Genomic DNA, 12,369 nt, shown 5'->3' with positions numbered 1-12,369 from the left:
TTATTCCCCTTTCACTTCCAGCTGTAGTAAAATCCATTGAGATACTTTGTCTAATTCAACCTTTTGCTGTTCTCCAGACTCTAAATCCTTTATGAGAACGATATTTTCTTGTAATTCATCTTCACCTAAAATGATCGCATACTTTGCACCAAGCCGATCAGCGGCTTTAAATTGTGCCTTCATTTTTTTATTCATATAATCTGCATCGACTACGATTCCTTTCGCTCGAAGTTTATGAATCAATGCCGGTGCTGCGTTTTTAGGTTCTTCTCCTAATGCGATAAAATAGGCATCTATGCGATCTTGAACTGGTAATGAAATATTTTGTGTTTCTAAAGCCATAAGCAGACGTTCAAGACTTAACGCAAAACCAATTCCAGGCGTTGTTGGACCTCCGATCTCTTCAACGAGACCATTGTATCTTCCGCCACCACATAATGTTGTGATTGCACCAAACCCTTCACCATCTATCATGATTTCAAAAGCAGTATTATTATAATAGTCAAGCCCCCGAACGAGCGTTGGGTCAACTTCATAATCAATTCCCATACTCGTTAAAAATTGCTGTACTTTTTTGAAATAGTTTGTTGATTCTTCATTTAAGTAATCAAGAATCGATGGTGCAGACTCCATTAACTCATGGTCACTATCTGTTTTGCAATCTAAAATACGTAACGGATTTTTTTCCAGCCTTTGCTGACAGTCTGAACAAAATTCGGAAATTCTCGGTTTAAAATGGTCAATTAGTGCATTTCGGTGATTGTTTCGACTCTCCTTATCACCTAAGCTGTTAATGATGAGTTTTAGCCCTTTTAACCCTAATTCACGATAAAAGTCCATCGCTAATCCGATAACTTCAGCGTCAATTGCTGGATCATCACTCCCCATAGCTTCAACACCAAATTGGACAAACTGCCTCATTCTCCCAGACTGTGGTCTCTCATAGCGAAACATCGGGCCAATATAATAAAGCTTTACAGGTTGATCAGCTATGCCATGCATTTTATTTTCTACGTAAGAACGCACGGTAGATGCTGTTCCTTCTGGACGTAAAGTTAAGCTTCGGCCTCCACGATCTTCAAATGTGTACATTTCTTTTTGAACAATATCGGTCGTATCACCAACACCGCGGGCAAATAATTCCGTTTGTTCAAACATCGGTGTACGGATTTCTTTGTAATGGTACCGCCTGCAAAGATCATGGGCTTTTTGCTCAATGTACTGCCATTTCTGTGACTCTGCAGGTAAAATATCTTGCGTCCCTCTCGGTATTCGATAATTCATAATTTTTCCTCCTCTATTTCTACAATTCGTAAAAAAATTCATATGTACTCATTTCTTTTTATATTAAGCCTGTTTAAAGAAAAACATAAAAAACCCCCGTTCCTGAACAATTGTCAGGGACGAGAGTTATTTCCCGTGGTGCCACCCTTGTTGAAGCATACGACTTACATGCTCCCACTTCCTTCAGTTAACGCCTGAGCTACGATTTCTCCTACTAAAACGGACGTCCTTTCAGAGAAACACCTAAGGAGTGTTCATTCATGAAGGTCCATGTAGAAGTGTTTCCAGCCGATGACACTTCTTCTCTGCTCATGGGGGTGCTCCATTACTATTCTCCCTCATTGGTTTTAATGTTCGTAATTGTATTCTATCATACGAATTGTCTGATATCCTGTCAACTATAAATTCGGCAAATGAAGATTTAGTTTCGTTCAAGATGCTGTTTTAACGTTCTAACTTCACGATTTGATAATCCAAATTCTGTAGCTAATTCAACAGTTGTAGTATTTGGTTCCATATCTGTAAAACGGTGAAAATTCACACCTAACAATTTTGAGTTTACGGAAGTAAAACGATTTTGTTGGTTTCCAGATCTCATTTGTCGATCATCTGCCTTTCGATTTTCTTTTAAGTGTTACCTTAAAAAAAGCGAATGATACGAAAGATGATCACTTTTTTACAAGCGAATAATGGATTTATCCAACGATTCAATTTATCACCAGAATGATCGTTCGTTATTTGCTTTCTACAATCAACGTAACTGGGCCATTATTTGTTAACGACACATCCATCATTTCACCAAAAATCCCGGTCTCAACGTGCATCCCTAATGTACGTAATTCTTCGTTAAATTGATCATATAGCTCTTTTGCATGATCTGGCTTTGCTGCAGCCATAAAGTTCGGTCTTCGCCCTTTTCGGCAATCACCATACAGAGTAAATTGAGAGATTGATAAAACTTGTCCATTTACATCTTTAACAGATAAATTGAGCTTATCATTCTCATCTTCAAATATACGTAAGTTCGTTATTTTTTCAGCGACAAATTTTACGTCCTCTTCCGTATCCTCATGAGTCATTCCAACTAAAAGGACTAGACCATGATCAATTTGGCCGACAACTTCATTTTCTACTTTAACATTTGCTTGATGACTTCGTTGAACGACTACTCGCATGTTACCCCTCTTTCATTAGTGCATAATTCTACGTACAGAATAAATATCAGGTATTTGTTTAATCCTTTCGACAACTTTTTGCAAATGTGAGATGTTTTGAATCGAAATCGTCATATTAATCGTTGCCATTTTATTTTTGTCTGAACGACCTGATACCGCATTAATATTCGTTTTAGTTTCTGCAACAGCTTGAAGAACTTCATTAAGCAAGCCTCTTCGATCATAGCCTGAGATTTCAATATCTACATTATAATTCTTCGAATGCTGTTGATCTCCTTCCCACTCAACTGGAAGAAGCCTCGTTTGTGCATTATCTGTATTAATATTTGGGCAGTCACTTCTATGGATCGAAACGCCGCGCCCTTTAGTAATATATCCGACAATATCATCGCCAGGAACTGGGTTGCAACAGCGAGATAAACGGATTAGTAAGTTATCAATCCCTTTTACTCTTACACCTGTACTCGTTTTCTTTTGTGTGTCATATTTTTTTAGATCTTCGACAGCTTCTGTTATCGTTTGGTTTTCTAAATCATCTTCTTCTTTTTTCCGAATATTGTCCGTTAACCTTGTTACGATTTGAGCGGCTGTAATTCCACCATATCCGACTGCTGCATACATATCATCTTCAGCAGAAAAGTTAAACTTATTTGCAACCCGCTCAATATTTTCATTAATCATAACTTCTTTTACTGTATAGCCTTTTCTCTCGATCTCCCGTTCAATTAATTCGCGTCCTTTTTCAACGTTTTCTTCACGTCGCTCTTTTTTAAACCATTGGCGAATTTTATTTTTTGCATGAGAACTTTGAGTGACCTTTAGCCAGTCTTGACTTGGTCCATAAGAATGTTTTGAAGTTAACACTTCAATAATATCTCCCGTTTTTAATTGGTGATCGAGAGGAACCATTTTTCCATTTACTTTTGCACCGATACAGCGATTACCGACTTCTGTATGAATGCGAAAAGCAAAATCAAGAGGAACAGATCCTTTCGGAAGTTCAATTACGTCGCCTTTAGGAGTGAAAACGAATACCATATCTGAGAAGAGATCAATCTTTAATGATTCCATAAACTCTTGTGCATCGTTCGTATCATTTTGCCATTCAATGATCTCTCTAAACCAAGACAGCTTCGTTTCTAATGATTCTTGATTTTCTACTGTTTTACCTTCTTTATATGCCCAATGAGCTGCTACACCAAATTCAGCAACTTTATGCATGTCTTCAGAACGAATTTGAACCTCTAGAGGATCCCCCTTCGGACCGATGACTGTCGTATGCAACGATTGATACATATTTGCTTTAGGCATTGCAATATAATCTTTAAACCTTCCTGGCATTGGCTTCCAATGCGTGTGAATAATTCCTAAAACAGCATAACAATCTTTAATACTGTTCACGATAATTCGGACTGCAAGAAGGTCATAAATCTCATTAAATTGTTTATTTTGTAAAGCCATTTTACGATAAATGCTGTAAATATGCTTCGCTCTTCCGTTAATTTCAGCTTTGACATTTACTTTTTCAAGACGATCCTGAATTTGCTGTTTAACATCTTCAATATAATCTTCACGCTCTGCACGTTTTTTCTTCATTAAGTTAACGATTCGATAATATTGTTGGGGGTTTAAATAGCGTAAAGCCGTATCTTCAAGCTCCCATTTAATCGTAGAGATCCCTAAACGATGCGCTAACGGCGCAAATATTTCTAACGTCTCATTTGCAATTCGCCGTTGCTTTTCTGGTGGGAGATGCTTCAGTGTACGCATATTGTGTAAACGGTCAGCTAGCTTAATTAAGATGACACGAATGTCTCTAGCCATTGCAACAAACATTTTCCGATGATTCTCTGCCTGCTGTTCTTCTTTTGATTTATATTTTATTTTACCGAGCTTCGTTACACCATCAACAAGCATGGCTACTTCTTCACCGAATTGTGCCTCGATTTCCTCTAAAGGCACGTCAGTATCTTCAACCACATCGTGAAGAAATGCAGCAGAGATTGTATTTGGATCCATCCCAAGTTCAACTAATATTCCTGCAACTTGAACTGGATGCCAAATATAAGGTTCTCCTGATTTTCTAAATTGCTCACGATGGGCATATTCCGCCAGTTCATAAGCTTTTTTTAAAAACTGAACCTCTTGTTCCGGAAGATATTCACTTGCTTTTTCTAGCACTTGTTCACTAGTCATGAGATCACCTTAACATCCAGATATTATTTTTATGTGAATGTTCAAAAGTCCGGGAAAAATAACAAATATTTCTGTCCTTTATTTAAACACTCTCTTCGCTATCCAATATAAACAAATTTTTTACCACCATGAGAATTTTGTCGAATCCGATGATAAAAAAAGGGCCTCTTCCGTAGAAAAGACTTTCATTAAGCATAACATAAATTCTTATAAAAAAGCATAGATAAAATGATAATAATTATTATTTTCTTGCTTTTACAAAATGAATGTTTTAAAACAAGGGAGTGGACCCACTCCCTTGTTTTTGAAATAGATAAAAGCTCTTAATGACCAGAGGTTCATATCATTATGTATCTCTGCTGCATCAGTCAACTTTTTGTTTTTAACTATAAGGACATAAATGGCCTCAGTCTTAGTATTTCATTAATGTAAATACATCATAATTTTCTAATTTTTCTCGACCGTCTAAATAACTTAACTCAATCATAAAGGCGATACCTGCAACAATTCCTCCAAGCTTTTCGACCATTTGAATCGTTGCTTCGATTGTGCCGCCTGTTGCTAACAAATCATCCGTAATTAAAACACGCTGTCCCTGTTTAATCGAATCTTTATGGATGTTTAGGCTGTCTTTCCCGTACTCAAGGCCATAATCAACTCCGATTACTTCACGAGGAAGTTTCCCTGCTTTCCTGACTGGTACAAAACCAACTTTTAACGCATAAGAAATCGGGCACCCGACGACAAAACCGCGGGCTTCAGGTCCAACGACGATATCTATTTCTTTTTCTTTTGCAAAGTTGGCCATTTCGTCAATTGCTTTTTTATAAGCTTCTCCATCTTCCATCAATGTCGTAATATCTTTAAAACGAATTCCTTCTTTAGGAAAATTTTCTACGACTGTAATATACTTTTTAAAATCCATTGATTGGTTTCCTCCTAATTCTACCTTCGTAACCATCGACCTTACTTATACTCCTAAAGAGAAATATACGATTTGGAACGAAGAAGACTTTCAGTAAACTGTTCCTATTATAATGAAGTATGAGTAGGCACTCTTTCATTCATGTACCCTTCTAATTGTTGTTTCAGCGAACGATAGGATGAATAAAGTAGTTCGTTTTCTAACTCACTCTGTTCAATGCGCCTTTTATATGTCGGTGAACTTACTAAATCTTTTTTTTCTGGTGATTCTTCAACGATAATAAGTCCATTGTCTATTTTAACAAATTCTAAATCAAAAAACACCTTACACATAAATTGAATTGATTTTTCAGACCAACCTTTATACCTTGCTAATTCGGATCCGTATTTCCTAATATCGAATGTTCCTCTTTTTTTCAAAAAGGCGTACATCCATTTAAATTGCTCACGAGTTGGGGTTGCTTCAAAAAATGAACTTTCACTATCATCCTGATCAAAACAGACATAAAGGCGATGAGGTTCATGTAGTGATTGAAGAACCAGTTTTAATTGGCTAGAGCTTTCTGGTAAATCTAATAATACAACATATTTTCGAGGCTCTTGCTGCAGGATAGATGTTGAGTTTGGTGTAACAATTCCCCACTCTTCATGCAGGTCATATCGATTAAAGCTCTTTTCTTGGAAGACGACAACCGTAACATCTTCAGGTGGTAAATGACTTAGCTTAATTAATGGATTGTGGTCACCTCTTAAATCAAAAAGCTGCCATTCATCAACCTTCATATCCTCTAGAATAATTTGCGGTTTACTATGGCCGTTCCATTCGTTAATCGATAATTGTCCGACAACAGAAGCAACTGCGATTTGGGAGAGCGCTTCATGTTTATCGCCCATTCTAAAGCCAATACCGTCTAGTGATTTATCTTCTTGTTTAAAGCTGATTTTTAGATGATCCTTTTTTGCACCAATTTTTTTGCACGTATCTATTTCAATACGTTCTAATAAAACCTTAGGTGCAGGATTCCCCACTCCGAAGGGAGCCATGCTCATTAAATCAGCTATAGCATCGATTGTTACTTCGTGTATATTCACAGGTAAATCTACATGAAGTGAGCGTATCCAGTCTTCTTCGCTCATCGTTTCATGAGAAATCTGAATTAATCTTTCTTGTAAACGATCAATATCGTCTAAGTTCATCGTTAAACCTGCTGCCATAGGATGTCCACCAAAATGCGGTAGCCATTCACGACACTGAGATAATGATTGGAACATATCAAATCCTTCAATACTTCGTGCTGATCCTTTAGCTATCCCTTTCTCTGAGTCGAGACTTAAAACGATCGTCGGTCTGTAATACTTTTCTACAAGTCTGCTTGCAACAATCCCGATAACCCCAGCATTCCATCCTTCTTTTCCGACGATAATAACTGGTGGGATATCAGCTTCCTCGACTTGCTGCTCAGCTTCTTTAGCCATATCACTTACAATCTTTTGTCTTTCCTTATTTAAATCATCAATCATTAAGGCGATCTCATCAGCCTCTGAGGGGTCTTTACAAGTAAGCAAATGAATGGCAGGATCAGCTGAGTCGAGACGCCCCGCTGCGTTCAGCCTTGGCCCAATCATAAATCCAATTTGTTCTTCACTCATTTCTTTTGTTTCAATCCCGCAATGCTCCATTAACGCTTTTAATCCAGGGCGTTGTTCTCTTTGTAAACGACGAACTCCTTCAGTTACAAAAAAGCGGTTTTCATCGATTAATGGAACTAAATCAGCGACTGTCCCGATTGCAACTAAATCTAGAAATTGTTCAGGGAGCTCCCCTAGTAAGGCTTCTGCAAACTTAAAAGCAACTCCTACTCCAGCTAAATTTTTATTAGGATATTCGCAGTCAGGACGCTTAGGATTAATGACCGCAAAACCCTCTGGTAGATGTGGTGGCGGTTCATGGTGATCTGTAATAATAAGATCGATTCCTAATTCCTTTACCACTTCTGCTTCGTGCACCGCAGATATTCCTGTATCGACAGTTATAATTAATGATACACCTTCATCATAAGCATGCCTGAATGCATTTTCATTCGGCCCGTACCCTTCAGTAAATCGATTCGGCACATAAAAACCTACGTGAGCACCTAATTGCTTTAATGTTAAGTACATAAGTGATGTACTCGTTACCCCATCGGCATCATAATCTCCAAAAATTAGAATTCGTTCATTGTTCTCAATTGCAGCTTTCGTCCGTTCAATTCCTTTTGCCATGTCCTTCATGGTAAAAGGATCATGAAGTGCTTGTTTATTAATATGTAAAAATGCTTTAGCCTTATCAGCTGTATTGAAATTTCGTTGAACTAAAAAACGAGCAGCAATCATTGAAACACCAAGTTCGTATGATAGTTGTTCCACAAGTTGCTCGTCCGGTTTATTTATTTTCCACCGTGCGTTTGCTTGTAGCATAAAAAATACCACCCCTGACCAACTCATTATACATAAGGTCAGAAAAGGTGGCAATGGAGATATATGTTTATTTCTTTTTACTAAGTGCTGCATCGTTTGCTTTATCTTCGTTACGGTTCTTGTTTTTGTTTTTTTCTTTTACAGTCGTTTGAGATCGTTCGCCCTGCTTCGAACTCAACCTCTTAATTTCTTGCTGCAGACGATATATTTTGTACATTCCTACACTTCCAACAATGATTCCTCCCATTAATACTGAACCAATGATGATTAAGACTAACGGCCACTCACTTTGACCAAACAAATAATTTACTTCTACAGGGTCTACATTAATGACTGAAAAAATCGCAATAATTAATACGACTATGATACCGATTATGAGTCCCCATTGGCCTCTCACTTATACTCACTCTCCTCGTTGTTTGAGTATGGGTTGATATGTACGCGCACGTCTTGTACATAATCATCTTCCATTAGCCTTTCCTTCACTCTTTTGCCGATCGTATGGCCTTCTTCTACTGTAATTTCTGGATCAACTGCAACTTTTAAGTCTACGATTACGTAATGTCCATGCTCCCTCGCTAGCAGCTCATCTATTTTCATCACTCCTTCTACTGTAGACGCTTCAGCATACATATCTGTCGTATCCTCATCATGAAGTACATGATCTAATGTATTATGAATGGCTTCACTTCCAAGCTTCCAAGCCATTTTTATAATAAGGATGGCAACAAATAACCCTGCTAATGGATCAGCATAAATAAGCCATGGAACACCTATGTTACCTCCGATAATCGATGCACCGATACCTAATAAGGCTGAAAGTGATGAAAATACGTCAGAACGATGATGCCATGCGTCTGTTATTAATGCATCACTCTTATATTTCTTACCCAAATGGATCTTATAACGAAACATAAGTTCCTTAACAATGATCGAAAAAATTACTGCATATATTGCCGCCATACCAGGAACATCAATTGGTTCAAAAAAGGATTTTCCCGCATTAATGGCAATTTCGAGTCCAACTACAAAAAGCAATACCGCAACAATAATTGCGGTTACCGTTTCTGCTTTTCCATGACCGTAAGGATGGTCTTTATCCGGTGGCTGTTTTGCAGCTCTCACTCCGATTAAGACAGCAACTGATCCTATTACATCAGATGCAGAATGTACAGCATCAGCAACAAGTGCCCGACTATTTGCCATTAACCCTACAATCGCTTTAACTGCTGCTAATACGACATTCCCAATAATTCCAACCCACGCACCGAATCGTACTTTTTTATACCTTAATTCTTGATTTGGTGTATTCATGACTCCACCTCAACGAAAAACAATCTTTATTTTAAGTTTTATTAAATAATGATGTTGTTTTTTTTAAAAACCTTTCCTTACTATAACCAAACAGCTATTTCATCTACGAAAAGAGTTCATTTTTATAATCTGAAAAGGGATGTATATGGAAAGATAAACCTATTCGGTTATTCTTTCACTATAACATGAAAAACATTCAAGTGATGACAAACCGACGATGTCACTAGTAATCATTTTCCATTTTAACCCAGGTGTCTGGCACCTGGGTTAAAATGGAAAAGAAGCTGGTGGACAAAGCACCAACTTCTTAGCTATTAAGCCTCACTTTGCTGTACGGGGCGTTGCTTTTTACGTTCCAACTGCTTCGCTTTCATTACGAGCCATAATTGTGAAGCTAAGAAAAGTGATGAGTACGTTCCAGCTACTAACCCAACAACTAAGGCAAATGCAAATGTTTGGATCGCATCTCCCCCGAAAATCCATAGTGCTCCAGCTGCGAAAACAACCGTAAGGACCGTATTGATCGAACGCGCTAATGTTTGGACTAATGATTTGTTCACAACTCTTGCTAAATCATCAAACTTTTTCACTTTTTTCTCAAGCTTCATATTTTCCCGAATCCTGTCAAACGTAACAATCGTATCATTAATCGAGTAACCAACAATCGTCAAGACTGCGGCAATAAACGGGATATTAACTTCAAACTGTAAAATAGAAAAAACAAACAAAATAAACAACGCATCATGAAACAGTGCAACAATCGCAGAAATTCCATAAAGCAGTTCAAAACGGATCGTAACGTAAATAATAATTCCTACAGTTGCAATTAATACAGAAATAATCGCGTTACGGGCTAATTCTTCGCCGACCATCGGTGTAACAGTACTTACTGTTGGTGTGTGGCCATACACATCTTCAAAGTGACTTTGAACTTCCAACGTTTCTTGTTGTTCTAGATTCCCGATAAATGAGGCACGTCCAATTTCATTATTTGCACCAGCTAGAATGACATCATCGGGAATTATACCGATTGTTTCAAATTCAGCTGTCACTGCTTCTTCAGTCAACTCCTCATCAGACAAAACGTCGATCGTCGTTCCGCTTCGAAAGTCAATTCCTAAGTTTAAACCTACTGTCGAAAGGAGAAGGACACCGAGAATGACCATAACCCCTGAGAATATAAAGAATTTTTTTCGATGTTTAATAAAATCAATTTTTGTTGTTTCATGATCAAAGTTCACTGATTTCACTCTCCTTCACGCCAAACATGCGAGGCTTTTGGTTCAATATTCGGCTGTTTACCCAAAGCCCTAACAGGAGACGTGTACCAAATACTGCAGTCAGGAAGCTAGTCAATATGCTAACAATTAACATAACGGCAAAACCTTGAACTGCACTTGTCCCAAAATAGAATAACACAGCTGCTGCTAAAATTGTCGTAATATTTGCATCGAGGATCGTTGATAAAGAGCGGCGTCCTCCTGCCCTAAAGGCACTCATTGTCGACTTCCCAGATCGAAGCTCGTCTTTAATTCGCTCATAAGTAATGATGTTCGCATCGACAGCCATACCAACCCCGAGAATGAGTGCAGCAATACCAGGTAATGTTAAAACGGCATTCATCCAATTAAAAATAACTAATACAATATATATGTAGGCACTTAATGTAATGGTTGCGATCAGTCCCATGAACCGGTAGTAACCGATCATATAGGCAAAAATAAGGAATATTCCAATTCCCCCAGCAAAAATTGCCTGATCCATCGCACGCTCACCTAAAGAGGCTCCAACTGATTCAGAATATACTTCTTCCAGTTCTACAGGAAGTGCACCTGCATTCAATATTCCAGCTAAATGCTGTGCTTCTTCGATCGTAAAGTTTCCTTCTATCATAATATCTGTCGTTCTTAATATTCTCGACACTTGTGGAGCAGAAATGATTTTAGAATCTTCCTTTTCCATTTCTTCTTTAAAGCTGTCACCTTCTTCATAATCCAGCCAGATCGCTAATAAGTTATTAGGAACTCCCCTGTCACGGATCTCTTCGGTGACATCGCCAAATAAGTTTGCATCCCTCACCGTAACCGTTACAATCGGCTGGTTTGTATCAGGATCAAAACTCTGACGAGCCCCACCTTCAACAAGGTCTGAGCCATCCATCATTTCTTTGTCATCAACATCACGAAACGATAGTCTAGCTTCTGTTGAGAGAAGCTCCCGAGCCGTTTGCTGGTCAGATACACCAGCAAGCTGGACACGAATTCGATTGTCACCTTCAATCGTCACATTCGGTTCAGAAACCCCTAGAACGTCTATTCTTGCATTTAACGCTGATACCGTATCTGTAAGTAGTTCACGATCCACTTCTTGTCCTTCATCTACAGGGTAAACTTCATACAAGACTTCAAATCCACCTTGCAAATCTAACCCTAGACTAATCTCATCAGCATGATCCATAACATTCGATGCGATAAGTACGGCTAATGCTGCCACAATGATAAAAAATGTAGCAATTAACCCTTTTCTGACCCCTCTTTTTTTCTTTGCCATGATCTATAGATCCTCCTTCAACGAACCTTACCGGTACACTGATTTGTCCCCTAAAAATGTACCTGCCAACATTTATGTAAAATATCTATATATACACAATAACACTTATTATATCGACGATAAAAAAACGCTGTCAACGCTATGTAGATTGGCGATCTTCACCAACATTGATTTTAAAATTAAAATCAATTGGCTCTTCATCGTGAAACCAATTCGGTCCCTTGTATGCTTGTACGGTTAGAGCATTCATATAATCGTTTACTTTTAAATTAAATAGTTCAGCGGTAATCCAATAAAGACGAATTGTTCCAGGAACATCTTTCTTTTTCATCTTCTCTAAAAAACATTTCCATACATCTTCTTTCGAAACCGTCTCATAACCTAACAACCGCCATTCCTCTGCTTTACTTCTTATCACTGGTTCCAATTCTGTTTTCCAAGATGAAAAATCATGTGTCATAAAAAATTC

The 12,369-nt window shown here is 38.0% G+C and carries 11 protein-coding genes and 1 other annotated feature; all 11 genes read right to left on the bottom strand.

All coding sequences use genetic code 11. From position 1 onward, the window contains the following. The 11 genes from hisS to CD001_RS13695 all read right to left on the bottom strand — a co-directional run bounded on the left by hisS (position 1) and on the right by CD001_RS13695 (position 12,360). A complete protein-coding gene (gene hisS / locus CD001_RS13735) occupies positions 1-1,284 on the bottom strand; it encodes a histidine--tRNA ligase (protein WP_096188258.1) in 1,284 nt (427 codons plus the stop codon). A gap of 112 nt (positions 1,285-1,396) precedes the next feature. Continuing rightward, positions 1,397-1,635 (bottom strand) — a binding site (T-box leader). 70 nt (positions 1,636-1,705) lie between these two features. Further along, entirely contained in the window at positions 1,706-1,882 is a 177-nt protein-coding gene (locus CD001_RS26440) for a hypothetical protein (protein WP_179298746.1), read from the bottom strand. A gap of 136 nt (positions 1,883-2,018) precedes the next feature. Continuing rightward, positions 2,019-2,459 (bottom strand): D-aminoacyl-tRNA deacylase, encoded by a 441-nt coding sequence (gene dtd, locus CD001_RS13730; RefSeq protein ID WP_096188257.1) that lies wholly within the window; start codon positions 2,457-2,459, stop codon positions 2,019-2,021. Positions 2,460-2,474: 15 nt separating this feature from the next. Then, on the bottom strand, positions 2,475-4,655 hold the full coding sequence (locus CD001_RS13725) for a RelA/SpoT family protein (protein WP_096188256.1): 2,181 nt from the start codon (positions 4,653-4,655) through the stop codon (positions 2,475-2,477). Positions 4,656-5,067: 412 nt separating this feature from the next. Continuing rightward, positions 5,068-5,580 carry an adenine phosphoribosyltransferase gene (locus tag CD001_RS13720; RefSeq protein WP_096190608.1) on the bottom strand — a complete coding sequence of 171 codons (513 nt, stop codon included), beginning with the start codon at positions 5,578-5,580 and terminating at the stop codon, positions 5,068-5,070. Positions 5,581-5,687: 107 nt separating this feature from the next. Beyond that, on the bottom strand, positions 5,688-8,036 hold the full coding sequence (recJ, locus tag CD001_RS13715; protein WP_096188255.1) for a single-stranded-DNA-specific exonuclease RecJ: 2,349 nt from the start codon (positions 8,034-8,036) through the stop codon (positions 5,688-5,690). Positions 8,037-8,103: 67 nt separating this feature from the next. Further along, complete coding sequence (locus CD001_RS13710) at positions 8,104-8,433, bottom strand: LapA family protein (RefSeq protein ID WP_096188254.1); 330 nt, start codon at positions 8,431-8,433, stop codon at positions 8,104-8,106. Then, positions 8,430-9,350: a cation diffusion facilitator family transporter gene (locus CD001_RS13705; RefSeq protein ID WP_096188253.1), complete on the bottom strand. Its 921-nt coding sequence runs from the start codon at positions 9,348-9,350 to the stop codon at positions 8,430-8,432. Before CD001_RS13705 ends, CD001_RS13710 begins: the two co-directional genes overlap by 4 nt. 314 nt (positions 9,351-9,664) lie before the next feature. Next, on the bottom strand, positions 9,665-10,591 hold the full coding sequence (gene secF, locus CD001_RS26925) for a protein translocase subunit SecF (RefSeq protein ID WP_257009812.1): 927 nt from the start codon (positions 10,589-10,591) through the stop codon (positions 9,665-9,667). Next, on the bottom strand, positions 10,581-11,900 hold the full coding sequence (gene secD / locus CD001_RS26920) for a protein translocase subunit SecD (protein WP_257009811.1): 1,320 nt from the start codon (positions 11,898-11,900) through the stop codon (positions 10,581-10,583). Before secD ends, secF begins: the two co-directional genes overlap by 11 nt. A 139-nt stretch (positions 11,901-12,039) precedes the next feature. After that, positions 12,040-12,360: a post-transcriptional regulator gene (locus tag CD001_RS13695; RefSeq protein WP_096188252.1), complete on the bottom strand. Its 321-nt coding sequence runs from the start codon at positions 12,358-12,360 to the stop codon at positions 12,040-12,042. Between the last annotated feature and the right edge of the window lie 9 nt (positions 12,361-12,369).

Source organism: Evansella halocellulosilytica (genome assembly GCF_002335745.1).
Taxonomy (GTDB): domain Bacteria; phylum Bacillota; class Bacilli; order Bacillales; family Salisediminibacteriaceae; genus Bacillus_CA; species Bacillus_CA halocellulosilytica.
The sequence above is the reverse complement of the archived record's forward strand: the minus strand, read 5'-3'. Positions and strand labels throughout refer to the sequence as shown.

What these genes read in the sequence shown, in the direction of transcription:
- hisS (WP_096188258.1), bottom strand. Translation starts at nt 1,284, where the DNA reads ATGAATTATCGAATACCGAGAGGGACGCAAGATATTTTACCTGCAGAG.
- CD001_RS26440 (WP_179298746.1), bottom strand. Translation starts at nt 1,882, where the DNA reads ATGAGATCTGGAAACCAACAAAATCGTTTTACTTCCGTAAACTCAAAA.
- dtd (WP_096188257.1), bottom strand. Translation starts at nt 2,459, where the DNA reads ATGCGAGTAGTCGTTCAACGAAGTCATCAAGCAAATGTTAAAGTAGAA.
- CD001_RS13725 (WP_096188256.1), bottom strand. Translation starts at nt 4,655, where the DNA reads ATGACTAGTGAACAAGTGCTAGAAAAAGCAAGTGAATATCTTCCGGAA.
- CD001_RS13720 (WP_096190608.1), bottom strand. Translation starts at nt 5,580, where the DNA reads ATGGATTTTAAAAAGTATATTACAGTCGTAGAAAATTTTCCTAAAGAA.
- recJ (WP_096188255.1), bottom strand. Translation starts at nt 8,036, where the DNA reads ATGCTACAAGCAAACGCACGGTGGAAAATAAATAAACCGGACGAGCAA.
- CD001_RS13705 (WP_096188253.1), bottom strand. Translation starts at nt 9,350, where the DNA reads ATGAATACACCAAATCAAGAATTAAGGTATAAAAAAGTACGATTCGGT.
- secD (WP_257009811.1), bottom strand. Translation starts at nt 11,900, where the DNA reads ATGGCAAAGAAAAAAAGAGGGGTCAGAAAAGGGTTAATTGCTACATTT.
- CD001_RS13695 (WP_096188252.1), bottom strand. Translation starts at nt 12,360, where the DNA reads ATGACACATGATTTTTCATCTTGGAAAACAGAATTGGAACCAGTGATA.